The organism is Agrobacterium sp. GW821-FHT14E08, assembly GCF_058803865.1.
Genome location: NZ_JBXAPJ010000001.1, coordinates 770,527 through 790,881, shown reverse-complemented (window position 1 = coordinate 790,881; position 20,355 = coordinate 770,527). Strand labels below are relative to the sequence as shown.

Genomic DNA, 20,355 nt, shown 5'->3' with positions numbered 1-20,355 from the left:
GTCACTACGGTACTGCCGTTCCTGCAGGGCTTGAGCTCAAGCTTTGTTATTCCGGCACAGTGATGTAATTTCGCCCGAAAGCTGGATCACCAGCAATTCGGGATTTGGTAAATGGCAGAATTGTTCTCTCATAAGGGATAATGTTCCGCTGGCATGATGGCGGCAGTCCGCTTGCGGGTCGCAAGTGGTCAACGGCATGAAGCCGGGCGTATGTGTAACGAGGCGTAACCGCATGGCGAATAACAAGATCAGCGACTCTGTCGACGAGACTGCATTTCAGGCGTTGGAAGACGCCTTGCAGCTTGGCGCTTTCGAAGAAAAGCCGGAGACGCGGAAAACTGCAGCGCCGAAGCAGCCGGAGGCCAGATTGAAGGAAGCAAGCAGACAGACCCCTGCTCCCGAGGCCGCACGCGCGCCTGCCGAACAGGCGCCCAAATCGCCCAATCTCGAGGCAGCCAATGACGGCTCCAAACGCAGCCCGGCCATGATCCTGAAGTCGCTCGAAGGCGGCTCCATCGGCGGCGCGCTTCGCAACGCGACGATCATGTCAGTCATCTGGGCGCTTGGCGGTCTCGGTGTCGCGCATCTTCTTTACGGCAATGCGCTGTGGAACATCGGCTCGCTTGCCGATCTCACCGCAATTCCCGGCCTGATGGCGATCGTCGTCGGCATCCTCGTTCCTGTTATGCTGTTCTTCGCCTTTGCGATCATGATGGCACGCGCCCGCGACCTGCGGAACGCCGCCCGCTCCATGGCCGAAGTCGCCCTTCGCCTTGCGGAACCCGAAACGGTCGCATCCGACCGCATCATGTCCGTCGGACAGGCGGTTCGCCGCGAAGTCTCGGCCATGAATGACGGCATCGAGCGCACCATTGCCCGCGCGACGGAACTCGAAACCCTCGTTCACTCCGAGGTCAACGCGCTTGAACGCAGCTATGCCGACAATGAACTGCGCGTGCGCAGCCTCGTGCAGGAACTGACCGCCGAGCGCGACGCCATCGTCAACCATGCGGAGCGCATCCGCTCCTCCATCGTCGGCGCGCAGGAACAGATCAAGGAAGAGCTTTCCATCGTCGGCGAAGAGCTTTCGATGCGGATCGCGACGACCGGTGAGGCTTTCGCCTCGATGATCGACACCCGCTCGGCCGCGCTTTTGGAAAAATCGCGCGCCTCGACCGAAGCGATGGGCAGCCTGATCGCCGCCAAGACCGAAAACCTGCTTCAGGCCCTGAATTCCTCCGGCACGACGATCTCCAACGAGTTCGACATGCGCCTGCACAACCTCACCTCGACGCTGGATGAGCGCGGTGAAGTGCTGCTCGAGCGTTTCGCGATCCACGCTTCGACGCTGGACAGCGGTGTGGAAAGCCTCAACAGCGCGCTGGAGGAACGCACCCGCCAGCTCAACGAGACCCTGTCCACCCGCACCCTTGAACTCAACCGCAATATCGATCGCGGCCAGCAGATCATCGGCGGTTCGCTGGATACCGTGCTCGACAAGCTCTCCACGACGCTCGAGGAAAAAGGTCTTTCCTTCCGCCAGAGCCTGCAGAGCACGGCTGACGATGCGATCATGGACCTCGATCTTCGCTCCGGCCTCTATGAGGAACGGTTGCAGGCGACGGTCGGCCAGGTCAATTCGGCCTTTGACGAACATGTGGCGGAATTTGCCAGCGCCTTCGATCAGCGCGCCGGCAGCCTCGACAGCAAGCTGATGGAAAGCCTCGCCCGGATTAACGAAACCGTTGCCGGCGGCTCCGAAGCCCTCGATACCATGCTGTCGAGCGGTCTTGAGCGCATCGGCACGACCATGACCGATCAGTCTCTGGCGCTCGCAACCGCGCTGGGCACGGGCCAGGAAATGCTCGAAAGCGCGCTTGAGACCCGCACCCGCGAATTCAGCGACGCAATCGGCCAGCGCACTGCCGACATCACCAATGCCTTCGCCAACTCGCACGAGAAGATCGACAGCGTGCTGGCGGAACGCAGCAACGCCCTGTTCGGCGCGCTTTCGGCCAGCCAGGACCGTTTCGACGAGGCGCTCGCCAGCCGTTCGCTGGCCATTACCGGCTCCGTCTCCGGTACGGCCGAACGCCTCGCCGCAATGCTCGACGAACGTGCAGCCGCGATCAACAGTGTCGTCGCCGATGTCGAGCGCCGCCTTTCGGAAACGCTCGAAACCCGGGCTGCCGCTATCACCGGCGCCGTTTCCGGCATCGAGGATCGCATTTCCGATACGCTGGAAAGCCGCACGGCTGCCCTGCACGACGTTGTATCCGGTGCGGAGAGCCGTATCGCCGACACGCTGGATGGCCGCACCGCTGCCCTTTCCAGCGCGATTTCGGGTGTCGAGGAACGCATTGCCGACACGATGGACAGCCGTACCCTGTCGCTCGACATGACCTTCGCCAATGTCGAGGAAAGACTTTCCGAAACGCTCGACAGCCGCACCTCTGCTCTCACCGGCATTGTTGCCAGCGCTGAAGAGAAGATCGCCGGCGCACTCGACAGCCGCACGGCCACTTTCGGCGACGTTGTCACCGGTGCCGAAAGCCGCATCGCGGAAACGCTGGATGGCCGCACCGCAGCCCTCAATGCCGTGGTCTCGGGTGCCGAAGAACGCATCGCCGATGCTCTCGACAGCCGCACCATGGCGCTCGACATGGCATTCTCCGGTGCCGAGGAAAAAATCACCGAAGCGCTCGACACCCGCACGGCAGTCCTCGGCGAACTGGTGGCCGGGGCCGAGAGCCGTATCGCCGGCGCACTCGACAGCCGCACGGATTCGCTGAAAAACGTCGTTTCCGGCGCGGAAGAGCGGATCACGGACGTGCTCGACAGCCGCACCATGGCGCTCGACATGAGCTTCTCCGGTGTAGAGGAAAAGATCGCCGATATCATCGACGGCCGCACCGCCGCCTTGCACAGTGCCGTTTCCGGTGTCGAAGACCGTATTGCCAGCGCCCTGGACAGCCGTACTTCCGCCCTTTCAGGTATCGTCTCCAGCGCAGAGGAGCGCATCGCCGACGCGCTCGACAGCCGCACCCTGGCGCTCGACATGACGATTTCGGGCGTGGAAGAGCGGATTGCCGAGGCCATGGATGCCAGAACGTCGTCGCTTTCGCTTGCGGCGGCCGGTGTCGGTCAACGTCTCGAAGCCACCGCCTTCACGCTTGAAAACGCGCTTGCCAGCGGCCACGAGCGGCTGGAAACGATGCTCGGCTCGCAGGCGGAACGCATTGCCGGCTCGCTGGAGCGCAATAGCGGTCTGATCGAACAGAGCGTTTCCGGCGCGGCCAACCGCATCGAAACCGTTGTGGAAGATGGCAGCAGCCGTTTTGCGCAGACAGTGGAAGAAGGCGTATCCCGCCTCGAAAGCAATCTGTCGCAATCGCATGAGGATATTCGCACCGCGCTCGACCAGCGCCACGCCGATATGGCAGCGACCCTGAGCTCGGCCACGACCCAGATGGGCGACATGCTCTCCGAGCAGGCGATGATGATCGGCACCACGGTCGCCTCCAGCGCCAGCATGCTCGAACTGTCACTAGAGACCCAGCAGGAAACGCTGCAGAAGGCTATTGACGGCAGTGCGGCGACGCTTGAAGAGCGCCTTCGCAACAGCGCCGGCGACATCGCCGTTAAGATCGGCGAAGCCGCACGGGAAATCGGCGGCGCGACCGACGCCCTGTCCTCGAAAATCGAGAGCTCGATCGGCAATGTCACCACCCGTCTCGACGAGACCGGCGCTCGTATCGAGTCGTCGCTCGACGCCCTGCAGACACGCGTCGGTGGCGATCTGGCCAACGTCAACACCTCGATTGAGGATGCCGGCCGTCGCTTTGCCGATGCGCTGGAAGACAAGACGGCCGCTTTTGCCCGCACCAGCGACGATGCCGCGCAGCGCATTACCGGCATTCTGGACGAGCAGGCCATACGTGTAACCGACACGTTCGAAAGCCGCACGAGCCGCCTGGCGGAAACCTTCGATGCCGGTACCGCCCGCATCGATGAACGTCTCGGCACCATGGACCGGGCGCTGACGATCGGCCTCGAAAACGTCAACCGCACCATCGAGGGCAAGGCAAGCGATCTCGCCGTCAGCCTGCGTGGCGCGGTCGTCTCCGCCACCCAGAGCATTGATGAGGAAGCCGTTCGCTCCTCCGCTCTGCTTGCCAAGTCCGGCTCTGAATTCGCCGAGCAGGTGCAGGCGCAGAACGAGGCCTTCACCAAGGCCATCGAGGAACGTTCCGGCGAGATCGTCAGCCGCATCTCCGATGCGCAGACGCGCTTGTCCGGCCAGGCCGCCGCCGTCGCCCAGACCTTCTCCGAGGCTGGCAACATCATCGTCAACAAGGTCGCCGAGGCCGAGGCGGTCGTGCGTTCGCAGGTCGGCGTTATCTCCGAGACGCTCACGGGCGTCGAATCCGCCCTCGACGCCCGCGGCGAATCCATCCGTTCTGCGCTGGACAACCGTACCCGCGAACTCAACTCGATGCTGGCCAGCCGTTCCGCCGAACTGTCGCGCCTGATCGAGGAGAAGGCCAAGCCTGTCGTCGACGAATATGCCACCATCGGCCGCGAAGCCGCCGAGAAGATCGTTTCCGCCGCCCAGCAGAGCGCCGAGCTTCTGTCGCAGAGCAACAGCGGCATGGTCGGCATGGTGGAACAGGCGATCAGCGATTATGCCAATGCCGGCACGGATGCGGCGAGCAAGCTTGTCGCGGCCACCCGCCAGAGCACGGATATGCTGTCGCAGACGCATACCGCCATGGCGGATGCCGTTGAACAGGGCATTGAGAAATATGCACGCTCGGGCAGCGATGCGGCCAACAAGCTGGTTGCCGCCACCCGCCAGAGCACCGACATGCTGTCGCAGACCCATAACAGCATGGCCGAAATCGTCGAGCAGTCGGCAACCAACTTCAACTCCGCCGTCGAGCGCGCCGCACAGGAATTCGGCTCGGCCGACGCAGCGCTGAACGCATCGGCGACCCGCTTCTCCGATAGCGCCTCGCAGGCCGCCGACATGGTGTCCAGCTCCAGTCGTCTGCTCGAAGGAAAGATCGACCGTCTGTCGAATATTTCCGGCCAGACGCTGGCGCAGGTTGCCGGCATCGTCGGACGCTTCGAGGAACATTCGAAGGTGCTGAGCCAGGCGTCCGAACTGCTGAATGCAGCGCAGTCCAGCCTCGTCGGCACGCTGGAAGAACGCCAGGATGCGCTTCGCAGCCTGTCCGTCGGTCTCGTCAAGCGTTCCGAGGAAATCGAAAGCGCCATGCGCAACGTCGTCGGCGTCGTGGAAACCACGCTCAACGACGCCGAGGAGCGTTCGCAGAACGTCGCCGGCAATCTGCGTGACAATCTGCAGGCGTCCTTTACCGATATCGGCCGCTCGCTCGATGAAACCGAGCAGCGCGCCCGCTCGGCGGCACAGACCATGCGGGGCGCCCTGCTCGCCGCCGGTCAGGATGCCAGCCGCTCGATTGAAAGCACGCTGTCCGACGCGCAGAAATATTCCGACGAGCTGGTCAACCGCCTGCGCGGCGGCGTCGAGTCCTCGCTTTCGGAAGTCGACAATCTTCTTGGCAGCGCCTCGGAAAAATCCAATGCCGCGGCTGCCAACCTCAAGGAAACCCTGCGTCAGGCTGTCGAAGAAGCTGTCAGCCGCTTTGCCGGCGCGACGGACGAAATTCGCCGCTCCAGCCACGATATCCGCCGCGAGCTGGATGCAACCCGCGCCGAACTGAAGCGCGGCGCATTCGACCTGCCGGAAGAGGCAAAGGAAAGCGCTGCCGCCATGCGCCGCGCCGTTTCCGAACAGATCAAGGCCCTGCAGGATATTTCGCAGCTCGTCGGTCGTTCGACCCACCAGATGGAAGTCTCCGAACCCGTTGCCCGCGCCATCGCAGCGACCCAGCCAGCCGCCGAGCGCCGCGTCGAGACGCGTCCGCAGCCGGCAGCAGCCGCTCCGGTTCAGCAGCGCCCGGCGCAGCCGCAGACTGCCGCCGCACCTGCATTGCGCGGTACGCTGCCGCTTGAGAACCGCCAGGTCGAAAACCGTCAGGCACCTGCCCCGTCGCAGACGGCAACAGCGCCTGCCGGACGTCGCGAAGAAGGCGGCGGCTGGATAAGCGATCTGCTGCGCGGCGCGTCACAGGAGACGCCAGCAGCGTCCACACCCCGCGCCAGCACTGAGCAGCAGCCGACCCGTGCGGCCGACACCCGCAATCCGCGCCACATGGTCGAATCGCTGAACTCGCTGTCCGTCGACATTGCCCGCGCCATCGACCACGATGCGTCGGTTGAGCTGTGGCGCCGCTACCAGCGCGGTGAGCGCGACGTCTTCACCCGTCGCCTCTACACGCTGAAGGGCCAGACGACCTTCGACGAGATCAAGCGCAAATACGAGCGGGAAGCCGAATTCCGCACCGCCGTGGACCGCTACATCACCGATTTCGAAAAGCTGCTCGCCGATGTGGCGCGCACCGATCGCGACCGGAGTGTTACCCAGTCCTACCTCACCTCCGATACCGGCAAGGTCTATACGATGCTTGCCCATGCAGCGGGTCGGTTCAACTGATCTCTGGTGCGAGTAGAAACAAGAAAACCCCGGTCATGACCGGGGTTTTTCATTTTGGCTGACAGGCGGGTTTAGACTGGAGTTCAGCCGGTTGCTAAATCAAAGCTCGAACGTGCCCGAAGCAACACGCACCGCGTGGCCGCCGATGCGGGCGCGGGCGATTTCGCCATCCTTGATGTCCATGCGCAGATGGATGTGAGAAGGCCGTTCCATCTCCACGCCCTGCTCTACGAGGATAGGGTAGTGCCCATCGGTCAGGCCGTCAAAATGATGGATCGCGCCGGAAAGGGCGGCGACGGCAGAGCCGGTGGCGGGGTCTTCGGAAATCCCCATATCCGGTGAAAACATCCGGGCATGGAACTTTGCCGCATGATTGACGCCGCCTCGACAGTAGATGTAGGCCGCCGCCAGGCGTCCTTCCACCAGCGGCGCGGTGCGCAGCCACAGATTGGCATCGAAATCCATGTCCCTGATCGCAGCGATATTGTGCAACGGCACGAACAGGAACGGCACGCCGGCCGTCCAGATCGACGGCACATGATTTTCAAAGCCGAGGTGGCCTTCGCTCACACCCAGCGCATCGGCAAGCGCGGCATGATCGAGCGGCAGGTCGACGCGCGAAGATTTGCGCGGCAGGTCGAATTCGGCGAAGCTGACTGCGCCAGCGCGCATCTTGACCGCGCAGCGCACCGGGCCCACCTGCTCCTCCAGCACGCAGACCATATCGATATCGTCATCGCCCTCGCCGCGGTTACGCTCGGCGATAGCGACAGCAGCACCGACGGTGGGATGGCCGGCGAAAGGCAATTCACCTGAAGGCGTGAATATGCGTACTGACGCTGCGTGGGCGGGATTGCCCGAACGATTGACAAAAACGGTCTCGGAAAGATTCATTTCCCGCGCGATCGCCTGCATTGTCGCCTTGTCGAGATCATCCGCGTCATACATGACCGCCAGCGGGTTTCCCGCCATTTTGGTCTCGGTAAAGACATCGTAGATATTGTAGTTCAGCACCACACACGTCTCCTGCCATCAGTCATTCCGCCTGCCTTGCGCAAACTGCCTTACGCCGCCCCGCATCGCAACCCTTGTCCGAAGCCATAAACCAAGAAGCTGTGGACCGGCTTCCTGTGAAGGCGAACGCCTGCCTGACCGAAAGGCCTTGTGGCCAGCCGCCGTCTTCATGTACCAAGGACGGGTCTTGTGGCTTGCAAGCGACCGTACTCCTGCCGGTTTAGAGATTACGAGCCACTTCAACAGGTTACAGCATCTGTCACAAGCCGGTTGCGGTTTGCGTCGTTGTCGAGGGAAGCGGATGTCGCATTCTACCTATTCACTATCCTTCGTTGCATCCGCCTCCGAGGAGGCACAGATGGCGATGGAGGAGCTGAAAACGGCTTACGGCAACGCGCCTTTCGAGGAAGCGGAGGTGATTGTGGCGCTGGGCGGCGACGGCTTCATGCTGCAAATCCTCAACGAGACGATGAATTCCGGCAGACGCGTCTACGGCATGAACCGGGGATCGGTCGGGTTTTTGATGAATGACTACCGCGTGGAAGGCCTGCGCGAGCGCATCGCGGTGGCGACGGGCAATGATTTTCATCCGCTGCGCATGACGACGACGGATTCCGATGGCGACGAATTTACGGCACTCGCCATGAATGAAGTGAGCCTCTTCCGGCAGTCACATCAGGCCGCCAAGCTTCGTGTCGAGGTGGATGGCAAGGTTCGGCTGGAAGAGTTGATCTGCGACGGCATGATGGTGGCGACGCCTGCGGGGTCGACAGCCTATAATTTCTCCGCCCATGGGCCGATCCTGCCGCTCGAATCACCGCTTCTGGCGCTTACCCCCGTCAGCGCGTTCCGGCCAAGGCGCTGGCGCGGCGCTCTATTGCCGAACAAGGTGACGGTCGACATTCATGTTCTGGAGCGTGACAAGCGCCCGGTGAACGCCGTGGCCGACCATACGGAGGTGAAATCCGTGCGCCATGTGCGGATTGCGCAATCGCAGGACAGGACGGCCAGAATTCTCTCGGATCCGGACCGTTCATGGTCCGACCGGGTTCTCGCCGAACAATTCAACAATTGACGCCAACGACCGACGATAGCCATGCATCTGAAAACACCGATCCTTGCCACTCTCTTTCTCGCCACAGCCGTGCTTTCCGCACGGGCGCAGACGGAGGCGATCGACGCCTTGCCGGTCTCGGCGATCTTCGTCGTCAGCAGCGGCATGTGGGAAGAGCAGAATCTGGAGCCGGTGAAAGGCTCTGACGGCCAGCTGCGGCCGCCGCCAGCAGCGCCGACACGCGGTTATTACAAGGTGGTTGCAATTCGTCAGGGGGATGGTACCGCGAAGATCTACCTGCAGCGCATCGTCTTTACCGCCGACGGACCCAATCTCCTCGAAAATGTCGAGCTGGAAGAGTTCAACCAGATGAAATCCTACGTCACGGATATTCGTCCGGAAAGCTCGAACGGCGCATCCGCCTCACCCGGCCTGTTCGTGACCGTTTATCTGAAAACCGACCCGATGGCCAAGGAAGCGGAAAGCTGGACGATCCTGATCGATGAGCTTGGCGAGATGAAGATCGAGAAAGCCTCGAACTGACGGCTAGAGCACGTCCGGTTTAAGCTCATGCGGCCCGGAAAGAACTGCGCCGAAATGATGTTTCCATAATCTGGCGCCGAGTTCGCCGCTGCGGTCGAGGCTTGAACCAACCGTCAGCCACGGCAGAAGCGTGGGGTGAAGTCCCGCGTCGAAAAACGCGAACCCGGCCGCCAGCACGCAGGTATCTGCCTGAATACCGCAGACCAGCACCCTCTCGACCTTCAGGGACAGGAGATGGTCGATCGCTTCCCTTGGCGGCGCATAACCGTGCTTGATGAATATCCGATCCGCCTGAACCAGCGAGCAGTCATCCCTGCCCGGCTTCCAGCCCAGTTGCCGCTCGAAAGGTGTCACGCTCTCATCATGGCGCTCGACGCTGGCGACGCTTGGCATGGTGGCGGCGAGCGCGGTTATGTCCGCCACCAGCGAAGCCGGCGGATTGAAGCTTGGCTGGACGTCGACGATATAAAGCGCCTGTTTCATGCATCTCCTCCAACGAAAAACCCCTCGCAATGGGTTTGCGAGGGGGTGATCATTTCAATCAACGCTTTGACGCGTCAGTCGATATCCGCCACTTCCACATCCGCGCCGCCGCTGATGCGGTGGGCGAGAGCGGCTTCCATGAACTCGTTCAGGTCACCGTCCAGCACGTTGCCGGGTGCGGTGCTTTCCACGCCGGTGCGCAGGTCCTTGACCAGCTGGTAAGGCTGCAGAACGTAGGAACGGATCTGGTGGCCCCAGCCGATATCGGTTTTGGAAGCGGCCTGTGCATTGGCTGCCTCTTCCCGCTTCTGCAACTCCACCTCGTAAAGGCGGGCGCGCAGCATGTCCCACGCCTTGGCGCGGTTCTTGTGCTGCGAGCGCTCCTGCTGGCAGGCAACCGCGATACCGGTCGGAATATGCGTAATGCGCACGGCCGAATCGGTGGTGTTGACGTGCTGGCCGCCCGCGCCGGACGAACGATAGGTATCGATACGGCAATCGCTTTCGTTGACGTCGATCTGGATCGAATCGTCAACCACCGGGTAGACCCAGACGGAGGAGAACGACGTGTGGCGACGCGCATTGCTGTCATAGGGCGAAATGCGAACAAGACGATGCACGCCCGATTCCGTCTTCAGCCAGCCAAAGGCATTGTGGCCCTTGACGAGGATCGTCGCGGATTTGATGCCGGCTTCTTCGCCATCGTGAACTTCGAGCACCTCGACCTTGAAGCCTTCGCGGTCCGCCCAGCGGGTATACATGCGCAGCAGCATGTTCGCCCAGTCCTGGCTTTCCGTGCCGCCGGCGCCGGAGTGCACTTCGAGATAGGTGTCGTTGCTGTCCGCCTCGCCCGAGAGCATGGCTTCCACCTGACGGCGGTTCGCCTCGTTCTTCAGCGCCTTAAGCGCATCTTCGGCGTCCTTGACGATCTCGTCGTCGCCTTCCATCTCGCCGAGTTCGATCAGCTCGATATTGTCCTTGAGCTGCTGCTCAAGCGCCTTCACGCCGCTGATGCTGTCATCCAGCTGCTGGCGCTCGCGCATCAGCTTCTGGGCCTCGGTGGCATCGTTCCAGAGGGTCGGGTCCTCTGCCTTGTTATTCAACCAGTCCAGTCGTCTTATCGCCTGGTCCCAGTCAAAGATGCCTCCTCAGCAGGCTTATGGCCTGCTTGATTTCGTCGACTACGTTCACGATTTCATTGCGCATTTCGCTGGTTCTTCGCCTTCATTGAAACTCGTTGCTCAAATAAATGCGGGGGGCGCGGATGTAAAGACCCGCGCCCCCCGATGATCCCTGAACTGGGGTCAATAAAGACCGCCGCCGCCGCCGGTAATGGCCTGCTGCGCCTGCGGCGAGGTCTTCAGAATATCTTCCTGCGACATGTAGTTTTCCGCGCCGATCACCGAGAAGCTGTCGGCCGGGCCGGTGCCGGGCTTGAAGGCTTCCATGATGGTGTCCGGTTCGCCTTCAACTGCCGCCATGCCGGTCTTGCGATTGACGGCGACGAAGTTCATGCCGCTCGGTACGATGAACTTGCTCGGCTCCATGTGCTTGGCCGCATCGGAGATGAACTCGCCGAAGATCGGCGCGGACAGCGAGCCACCCGTGCCGCCGCGACCGAGAGGCGCGGGCGAATCGAAACCGATATAAAGGCCGGCGACCATGTCCGGCGTATAACCGACGAACCAGGCGTCCTTTTCATCGTTGGTGGTGCCCGTCTTGCCGGCAACCGGCAGATCGACCTTGATCTTGCCAGCCGCCGTACCGCGCTGCACGACACCCTCCAGCATGGACGTCGTCTGGTAGGCGGTCATCGGGTCGAGAACCTGTTCGCGATTATCGACGATTACGGGCTCGTCCTGGTTCTGCCAGCTGGTGGCATTGCAGCCTTCGCAGGCACGCTCTTCGTGACGGAAGATCGTCTTGCCGTAACGGTCCTGAATACGGTCGATCAGCGTCGGCTTGATCTGCTTGCCGCCATTGGCAATGACCGAATAGGCCGAGACCATACGCATGACTGTCGTTTCACCCGAACCGAGCGACATGGCCAGAAGCGGCGGCATCTTGTCATAGATGCCGAAGCGTTCGGCATATTCCGCCACCAGATTCATGCCCATGTCCTGTGCGAGACGCACGGTCATAAGGTTACGGGATTTTTCAATACCGAGACGCAGGGTCGAAGGACCGGCGGAACCCCCGCCGTAATTCTGCGGCTTCCAGACCTGACCGCCGGAAACCACTTCGATCGGCGCGTCGAGAATGACCGATGCCGGGGTATAACCATTGTCCAGCGCTGCCGCGTAGATGAAAGGCTTGAAGGAGGAGCCCGGCTGGCGCATCGCCTGCGTGGAGCGGTTGAATTCCGACTGCGCATATGAGAAGCCGCCGACCATGGCCAGAACACGGCCGGTATGCGGATCCATCACCACCATGCCGCCCTGCACTTTCGGCGGCTGGCGCAAACGATATTCATTGCCGGAATTGGAAAGCGGCTGCGCATAGATCACATCGCCTGCCGCAACGACACCCACCGGCGACTTGGCAGTTGCCTTTTTGCCGGTCGCATCACGATAGGCCCAGCGCATGTTTTCAGCGGAGATATGGCCGCGAGTGCGCTTGTCGCCATCTTCCGTTTCCGTGTCCGGCTGCACGCCGATATCGACGCCATCGGCAGCAACGGCGAGCACGACTGCGACTTTCCATTCGGGAACATCACGCAGGCCCTTGACCTTGGCGAGCGCCGCCGTCCAGTCGCCGGTCGTTTCGATCTTTTCGATGGGTCCGCGGAAACCGCGACGCTCGTCATATTGCACCAGACCGTCCTGAAGCGCCTTGCGCGCCTCCATCTGAATCTGCGGATCGAAAGAGGTGCGGACCGAGAGCCCACCTTCAAGAAGCGCTTCCTCGCCGTATTTCTCGACAATCTGGCGGCGAACTTCTTCGGCGAAATAATCGGACGCGAAAATATGCGCGCCACCGCGACGCAGATTGACGCCAAGCGGCTGTTTTTTGGCATCCGTGGCGTCGGCGACCGTGATGTAGCCGTTTTCGGCCATGCGGTCGATCACCCAGTCGCGGCGCTCGAGAGCCGCCTTTTCGCGACGGATCGGGTGATAGTTGGCCGGACCCTTCGGCAGCGATGCGAGATAGGCCGTCTCGGCAATCGTCAGTTCCGTCACCGATTTATTGAAATAGGTGAGCGCCGCACCGGCAATGCCGTAGGAATTCAGGCCGAAGAAAATCTCGTTGAGATAAAGCTCGAGGATCTTGTCCTTGGAATAGGTCTGCTCGATGCGGAAGGAGAGAATGGCTTCCTTGAGCTTGCGGTCGATGGTCTGGTCGTTGGTCAGAAGGAAGTTCTTCGCCACCTGCTGGGTGATGGTGGAGGCGCCGACCGGACGGCGGCCGGAGCCGAGATTCTGGATATTGACGAGAATGGCGCGGCCGAGACCGAAGACGTCGACACCCGGATGGTTGTAGAAATTCTTGTCTTCCGCCGAAAGGAAGGCCGCCTTCACCCGGTCAGGTATGGCCTGGATCGGCAGGAACAGGCGCTTTTCATGGGCATACTCCGCCATCAGCGCACCGTTGCCGGCATGCACGCGGGTCGTTACCGGCGGCTCATACGTGCTCAGAACTGCGTAATCCGGCAGGTCTTTCGTCACGCCGTGCAAATAAATTGCACCGGCGGCGGCGGCGCACAGGAAGAGCACGCTGGCCAAGCCGAAAAAATATCCAATCAGTCTGATCATACCAAGCTACCGATAATTCGAATCGTAACCATCAACGCCCGACGATTTACGGGCGCATCCTTGCATATCGCGTGCCGTTTTGCACACCATACCTTCGATGACAAGCCGGATAGGGCAGCATTCTCCGATATGTTACCGGACCAACCGCCGCAATCGCACACCTGCCGCCTTGCGGATTGCCACCGAATCCGCTTCCCGAGTAACGCGGCGAATGTGAGTAAAATAGGGCTTTGCGTCCTTAATCGTCCGCAAGGCCCAAGAATTGAACAGCTTTTCGGCTGCAAGCGGCACGGCGGCAACAGTAGCGTTGCATCGCCGGGTGGCGCTTCATCCACCGTTCGCCATGGCCTTGGCTCTGTACCGTCCGACCGCCGTTGCCAGCCTGTCGGCGACCTTCCCGCGCCATTCGCCGTCGAGAAGCAGCTTTTCGTCTTCCGCATTGGAGAGAAAACCGAGTTCAAGCAGCACCGAGGGCACGTCATGGGCACGCAGCACCATGAAACCGGCGTAACGATGCGGATTATTAATCAGGCCGATCTGCCCTTCGAAAGAGGACACGATGTTTTCAGCAAGCGTTACCGAAAAGGCCTGGGTTTCACGACGGGTGAAATCGAGAAGGATATCGGCGACCTCAGGCGGTTCGGTGGAGGCGGCCACACCGGCGATCTGGTCGGACTTGTTTTCGCGCTCCGCCAGTTCCTGCGCCTGCCTGTCCGATGCCCGATCGGACAATGTGTAGACGGTGGCGCCCCGGATGCCCTTCTGCTTCAGGGTGTCGGCGTGGACTGAAATGAACAGGTTGGCATTATTCTGCCGGGCAATCGTCACCCGTTCGGACAGCGCAAGAAACGTGTCGGATTCGCGGGTCAGGAAGGCCCTGATGCCCGGCTCCCGGTTCAGCCGTTCCGCAAGCTCCTTCGCAAAGGTCAGCGTGATGACCTTTTCTTCCGTGCCGGTCGCGCCGCCCGTCGCACCGGCATCGATGCCGCCATGGCCGGCATCGACCGCAATGACGAATTCCGCCTGACGCGATGTCTTGTCGCCGGGGGTGATTGCGGCGGTGGTGACAGGCGCCGGCACCTGCCATTGCTGCTCCTTCACCAGCTCGGCGAATTTGCCCTTGGTGGTGATCTCCGTATCGAGAACGAAACGAAACGACGCGCCATCATCGCCCTTTTTGGTTTCGGCAACCGCCACCTGAACCGGTTTTTTCGCCGTCAGTACGATGCGGGCGCTGTTTTGCCCCATGCTGCCGAAGCGTATGTCCGAGAACAGGCCCGTCGGCTTGAGGTCGGATGCGGGAAAAGCGAAATTCACCGCCGGAAAATCCACGACGATGCGGGCGGGCGAATCGAGATAGTGAACGTCGAATTCCGGCTCTTCGGCAAAATCGAGAACGATGCGGGTACGCGCTTCATCGCCGATGATGCGGGCCTGATGGACGACAAGCGGTTCGGCGGCCAGGGCCGCTGCCGGAACCGCGGAAACATAAGCGGCGACAAGAAACGAAAAGGCGCCCGCAATCCGTGCGATTCGCGCACCAAGCGGCCCTGCCCCACCGAATATCGCTGCGCTGCGCGTGAAATTCATGGTCTTCAAGAAATTCCGTATTTCAGTCATTTTCGATAAATAGGGCGGAAAAGCACCGGGAACGGCACGATTTCGACCACGCCGGACGTTTGTTTGCGCGTTTGCGCCCCACAATCGCAGGCCTTGGTGAACCAATTATTAACCCGGAAATTCCACCAATAATATGGCATATTTAGCCAGCCTATTGCTATTATGACAGAGAAAACATACAACAAGGACGAGGGTTAAAAGTGTTGACGGGATAGATGCCCGCCGGCTGCCAATCGAAAAAGACGCTGGCGCTGCAAATCGGGCAATCATCTGCCGTCGTTACATTTATCCTGAAACTGGATCAATTCCGGCCGTGGCCGGAGACCTACCCGGTGGCAATGCCACCGCCGCTCTGAGGAGAGCAAATTCATCGGATCCCAAGGGGTCTATATATTATTGTCGTTCCGCCTGGCCAATGATGTCGCAGCAGTTTTCACATGAACCGGATACCAGGAGCAGGCCAAGCGCCTCGCCGTCGGTCCGGATGCTGCCAGTTTACAGAGGCCCGGCCGGAGACTTCATTTCCGGCACATCCTTGCACTCATATGAAAGGCTCGTCCGTGTGGCGGGCCTGTTCTCGTATAAAACAAGGCTGCGCCGAGGAGCACAGCTTACATGGCAGACAAAATGCTTATCGACGCCTCCCACGAAGAGGAGACACGCGTAGTCGTTGTCCGTGGGAACCGGATCGAAGAATTCGATTTCGAATCGGAGCACAAAAAGCAGATCCGCGGCAATATCTACCTTGCCAAGGTAACGCGGGTTGAACCCTCGCTTCAGGCGGCCTTCGTCGATTACGGTGGAAACCGCCACGGCTTTCTCGCTTTTGCGGAAATCCATCCGGACTACTACCAGATTCCGCTTGCCGACCGTCAGGCCCTCCTGAAAGCGGAAGCCGAGGATCATCGTCGCAGCGACGACTTCGAATCCGCTGACGCCCCTGAACCAGCAGCACCGATGATCGACCTTTCGCAGGTGGACCAGCCGGACGTTGGTATCGTTTCCGCGAGCGAAACCATTGAAACCGTTGTTACGGAAGAAACCACAGCCGTCGCGGAAGAGGTTTCGGAAGAGGCAGCCGTCGAGGCCGTAGCAGAAGAAGCGCCTGCCGAGGAAGAAAAGCCGAAGAAGCGCACCCGCCGCCCCCGCGCCAAGAAGAAGACTGCGGAAGAAGCAGCAGCCGAAGCCGCTGAAGCCTCAGCCGAAGAAGACGGCAGCACCGGCGGCGAGATGGCCGCAATGGTCGATACCGATACGATTTCCGAAGAAGTCGATGGCCTTCGCCGCGGCAATGACGATGATGATGACGACGATGACGACGATCATCACGAAAAGGAAGTGATCGAATCCGTCGGCGCCGAAGACGCCATGGAAGAGGTTCCCGATCGCGTCGCCCGCAAGCCGCGCAAGCAGTACCGCATTCAGGAAGTCATCAAGCGCCGCCAGATTCTTCTGGTGCAGGTGGCCAAGGAAGAGCGCGGCAACAAGGGTGCGGCACTCACCACCTACCTGTCGCTTGCCGGCCGTTATTCCGTGCTGATGCCGAATACGGCGCGTGGCGGTGGCATTTCCCGCAAGATTACCCAGCCGACCGACCGCAAGCGCCTGAAGGAAATCGCGCGCGATCTGGAGGTTCCGCAGGGCATGGGCGTCATTCTGCGTACCGCAGGCGCCAACCGCACCCGCGTCGAAATCAAGCGCGACTTCGAATATCTGATGCGCCTGTGGGAAAATGTCCGCACGCTGACGCTGAATTCCACGGCACCCTGCCTCGTTTACGAGGAAGGCTCGCTGATCAAGCGCTCGATCCGCGATCTCTACAACAAGGATATCGGCGAGATCATCGTTTCCGGCGAAGAAGGCTATCGTGAAGCCAAAGACTTCATGAAGATGCTGATGCCGAGCCATGCCAAGGTGGTTCAGCCTTACCGCGACATTCACCCGATCTTCTCGCGCTCCGGCATCGAAGCCCAGCTCGACCGGATGCTGCAGCCGCAGGTCACGTTGAAGTCCGGTGGTTACCTCATCATTAACCAGACGGAAGCTCTGGTTTCCATCGACGTCAACTCCGGCCGTTCGACCCGCGAGCATTCCATCGAGGAAACCGCGCTGACGACCAACCTCGAGGCGGCGGAAGAAGTGGCGCGGCAATTGCGCCTGCGCGACCTTGCCGGTCTTGTCGTCATCGACTTCATCGACATGGAAGAAAAGCGCAACAACCGCGCCGTCGAGAAGAAGCTCAAGGATTGCCTGAAGAACGATCGCGCCCGCATCCAGGTCGGCCGCATCTCGCATTTCGGCCTTCTGGAAATGTCGCGCCAGCGCATCCGCGCTTCGGTGCTGGAATCGACCACCCAGGTCTGCCAGCATTGCGGCGGCACGGGCCATGTGCGTTCGGAATCCTCTATCGCGCTGCATGTCCTGCGCGGTATCGAGGAATATCTGCTGCGTAACACGACGCATAACATCACCGTTCGCACCACACCGGAAACGGCACTTTACCTGCTCAACCACAAGCGCGGCACGATCGTCGATTATGAAGGCCGCTTCGGCGTGTCGATCATCATCGCCGCCGATTCGAGCGTCGGCGCGCAGCATTTCGCCATTGATCGCGGTGAAGCCGTTGAAAATCCGGTGAAGATCGAAAGCCTCATCCAGATGCTTCCGAACTTCGTGGAAGAGGAAGACGATTTCGTCGCCGAGGTGGAAGAGGACGAAGACGAGGAAGAAATCGTCAAGGCCCAGAGCGCCGAGCCGCGCCAGCAACCGCAGCAGAGCGACAATGGCGAGGACGGCAAGCGCAAGCGCAAGCGTCGCCGCCGCCGTCGTGGCAAGGGCGGACAAAACGAACAGAACGGTGCGCTTGATGCCGAAGCCGGAAACGAAGGCGACGATTCGGACGACGACGATAGCGTCGAAACCGATGAGGCCGGAGCGGAAGCCGATGAAAACGGCGTAAGCGAAGCTGCAACATCCGATGAGGACGGCAAGCGCAAGCGCCGTCGTCGCGGCAAGCGCGGCGGCCGCCGCAACCGCGCCGAAGACGAGGCTCTCGATGCCGCAGGCACCGAAGCTGGCGATGAAGGCGAGACGGAAGGTGAAGGCGAAGAGGCCTCCGCCGTAACTCCGGTCACCGAAGAGCCGGTCGCTGCCGACGTGGTGGAAGGCGTTGTCGCTGACGTCGTTGAAGAAGAAGCGCCGAAAAAGCCGCGCCGTACCCGCAAGGCGAAGGCCAAGACGGAAACGGAAGAGGCACCGAAGGCAGAAGCCGTTGAAACGGTCGAACCGGTGGTCGTTGAGCCAGCAATCGTCGAAGCGACCGTCGTTGATGTCGCTATCGAGGAAGTCGGTGCAGCCTCGGCCGATCTGGCTTCTCAACCGGAAGCATCCGCAACGGAAGAAAAAGTCCGTGCGAACCGGGGTAGCAACGTTTCCAGTTCGGAGCCGGTTGTGACCTCTTCCGGTACGACGGCAAATCCCGATGGTGACGAGCCGAAGCCGCGCAAGGGCGGCTGGTGGCAGCGCAAGGGTTTCTTCTGATAGAAACTGGATTAAAAAACGCCCGCAACAATGTTGCGGGCGTTTTGCTTTTGGTGGTGCAATAACGAGCGTTTTTTATGCTTGGGCCTCTAGTTGCGTCGGTTGAGGGGCCTTTTTTGTAGTCGCTCTCCTTTCCTCATCCTTGTACCTGTCACAGGAATGAGGGTTTGAGGATGCCCGCCCGTCAAACGGACCGCGTCAGGCCGCCATCGACGCGGATGTTCTGGCCGGTAATGTAACCTGCACCTTCTGATGCAAGGAATGCCACGGTGGCGGCAATTTCCTCGCTCTTGCCGTAACGCTGCATCGGCACGCTCCCGCGGCGTTCCTCCGTTGCCGGCAGGCTGTCGATCCAGCCGGGTAGCACATTGTTCATGCGCACATTATCGGCCGCATAGGTATCGGCGAAAATCTTCGTGTAGGAGGCAAGGCCGGCGCGGAACACGGCCGAGGTCGGGAACATGCTGCTCGGCTCGAAAGCCCAGGCGGTAGAGATGTTGACGATCGCGCCCGCCTTCTGCTTCACCATGACGGGGGCGACGATCCGCGTCGGGCGGATGACGTTCATCAGATAGACGTCAAGACCCGTATGCCATTGCTCGTCGGTGATATCGAGGATGGAGGCGCGCGGGCCATGGCCGGCACTGTTGACCAGCACATCGATGCGGCCGAATTTTTCGAGCGTCAGATCCGTGAGCCGCTGGAGATCGTCATTGGACTGGTTGGAGCCGGTGACACCGATGCCGCCAAGCTCCTGCGCCAGCGCTTCTCCCTTGCCCGATGACGACAGGATTGCGAGTTTGTAGCCATCCGCGGCCAGACGTTTCGCCACGGCAGCCCCCATGCCGCTGCCGCCTGCCGTTACAATCGCTACTTTTTCTGCCGACATCGCTTTTCTCCTTGTCCAATCCTAAGGGTGTCGCACACCACATTGGCCCATCTATAACGGGTTTCAAAGGCGAGTTCGAACCAGAAAGCCTTGCAGCGGCATGCAGAAAAACTGATGCTGGATACATCAGCCTAAGCTGTTCCCTCTGCCGGATGGGCTTTCCGGCTGTCGACTGGCGCTTCCTCCCGTTCCTCCAGGCCATAGTCGCGGATCACCTGCGCGATACGCAGCCGGTAATCGGAAAAAACACCGGACCGGCCCAGCGACTGTGCGGCGCGATGCGGCAGGGTGTTGCGCCATGCCCTCACCGCCTCTTCATCCCGGAAAAAGGACAGAGACAGCATCTTGTCCGGATTGCCGATGCTTTGAAATCGCTCGACGGACAGGAAACCGTCGATGGTTTCCAGTTCAGCACGCAGGCCTGCCGCGATATCGAGATAATGCTGCTTCTCACCTTCAGCCGGCCAGACCTCGAAGATAACGGCGATCATTGTCCGCCTCCGGCATGCGGAGCGGAGGCGAGACGCAGAAAAAGCCGGTCCTCGCGGCGGATGAACTGCTCACGGCGGGCGAATTCGTAGTTGTCCCGCCCGGCGGGATCGACGGCGAGCCGTGCCCTGTAGGCTTCGTAGGCGGCGAGATTTTCGATGTTGTAGACACCGTAGGCAATCGTGCTCGATCCCTCCTTCGGCGCATAATAACCGATCAGATCGGCCCCGCAGCGCGGTATCGCCTCACCCCATGTGCGGGCATATCGTTCGAAGGCGTCGACCTTGAAAGGATCGATCTCGTAGCGGATGAAACAGGTCAGCATCATTTGTCTCCTCGTGGTTTACCTCTTTCTTTTACGCCATTGCCTTGCATCAATGCTTCGGCT

The 20,355-nt window shown here is 60.9% G+C and carries 12 protein-coding genes; 4 read left to right on the top strand and 8 right to left on the bottom strand.

Translation table 11 applies throughout. The annotated features are described in order from the left end of the window. The first annotated feature begins 232 nt into the window (after nt 1-232). A complete protein-coding gene (locus AC1ROR_RS03835) occupies nt 233-6,583 on the top strand; it encodes an apolipoprotein A-IV repeat region-like domain-containing protein (protein WP_498588630.1) in 6,351 nt (2,116 codons plus the stop codon). Between the two features lie 99 nt (nt 6,584-6,682). On the opposite strand, the gene AC1ROR_RS03830 is transcribed toward AC1ROR_RS03835, so the two are convergent. Further along, the gene (locus AC1ROR_RS03830; protein ID WP_498588629.1) at nt 6,683-7,600 is read right to left on the bottom strand and encodes a PhzF family phenazine biosynthesis protein; all 918 of its coding nucleotides are present in this window, start codon (nt 7,598-7,600) and stop codon (nt 6,683-6,685) included. A gap of 298 nt (nt 7,601-7,898) precedes the next feature. Between AC1ROR_RS03830 and AC1ROR_RS03825 the strand changes: the two genes are divergently transcribed. Then, nucleotides 7,899-8,672 carry an NAD kinase gene (locus AC1ROR_RS03825; protein ID WP_035217554.1) on the top strand — a complete coding sequence of 258 codons (774 nt, stop codon included), beginning with the start codon at nt 7,899-7,901 and terminating at the stop codon, nt 8,670-8,672. Nucleotides 8,673-8,693: 21 nt separating this feature from the next. After that, nucleotides 8,694-9,194 (top strand): hypothetical protein, encoded by a 501-nt coding sequence (locus tag AC1ROR_RS03820; protein ID WP_080834241.1) that lies wholly within the window; start codon nt 8,694-8,696, stop codon nt 9,192-9,194. 3 nt (nt 9,195-9,197) lie between these two features. Here the strand turns inward: AC1ROR_RS03820 and AC1ROR_RS03815 are convergent, their stop codons facing one another. The 4 genes from AC1ROR_RS03815 to AC1ROR_RS03800 form a co-directional block, all read right to left on the bottom strand. After that, nucleotides 9,198-9,677: a hydrolase gene (locus AC1ROR_RS03815; RefSeq protein WP_498588628.1), complete on the bottom strand. Its 480-nt coding sequence runs from the start codon at nt 9,675-9,677 to the stop codon at nt 9,198-9,200. Between the two features lie 74 nt (nt 9,678-9,751). Continuing rightward, nucleotides 9,752-10,883, bottom strand: a protein-coding gene (prfB, locus tag AC1ROR_RS03810) for a peptide chain release factor 2 (protein WP_162180471.1) whose coding sequence is annotated in 2 segments (ribosomal slippage) — nt 9,752-10,813 and nt 10,815-10,883 — 1,131 coding nt in all. Because the reading frame shifts where the segments join, the coding sequence is not laid out codon by codon here. Between the two features lie 98 nt (nt 10,884-10,981). Next, nucleotides 10,982-13,429, bottom strand: a complete 2,448-nt coding sequence (locus AC1ROR_RS03805) for a penicillin-binding protein 1A (RefSeq protein WP_498588627.1) — start codon at nt 13,427-13,429, stop codon at nt 10,982-10,984. Between the two features lie 327 nt (nt 13,430-13,756). After that, nucleotides 13,757-15,019: an N-acetylmuramoyl-L-alanine amidase gene (locus AC1ROR_RS03800; RefSeq protein WP_498589166.1), complete on the bottom strand. Its 1,263-nt coding sequence runs from the start codon at nt 15,017-15,019 to the stop codon at nt 13,757-13,759. A 645-nt stretch (nt 15,020-15,664) separates the two neighbouring features. On the opposite strand from AC1ROR_RS03800, the gene AC1ROR_RS03795 reads away from it, so the two are divergent. After that, nucleotides 15,665-18,589, top strand: coding sequence for an Rne/Rng family ribonuclease (locus tag AC1ROR_RS03795; protein WP_498588626.1), 2,925 nt, complete (start codon nt 15,665-15,667; stop codon nt 18,587-18,589). Between the two features lie 184 nt (nt 18,590-18,773). Here AC1ROR_RS03795 and AC1ROR_RS03790 read toward each other — a convergent pair whose 3' ends face one another. From AC1ROR_RS03790 to AC1ROR_RS03780, 3 genes are all read right to left on the bottom strand, one after another. Continuing rightward, nucleotides 18,774-19,478, bottom strand: coding sequence for an SDR family oxidoreductase (locus AC1ROR_RS03790; protein ID WP_498588625.1), 705 nt, complete (start codon nt 19,476-19,478; stop codon nt 18,774-18,776). Nucleotides 19,479-19,609: 131 nt separating this feature from the next. Continuing rightward, complete coding sequence (locus AC1ROR_RS03785) at nt 19,610-19,969, bottom strand: antibiotic biosynthesis monooxygenase family protein (protein WP_279655303.1); 360 nt, start codon at nt 19,967-19,969, stop codon at nt 19,610-19,612. Continuing rightward, entirely contained in the window at nt 19,966-20,292 is a 327-nt protein-coding gene (locus AC1ROR_RS03780; RefSeq protein WP_498588624.1) for an NIPSNAP family protein, read from the bottom strand. The genes AC1ROR_RS03785 and AC1ROR_RS03780 overlap by 4 nt, the downstream gene beginning before the upstream one ends. Between the last annotated feature and the right edge of the window lie 63 nt (nt 20,293-20,355).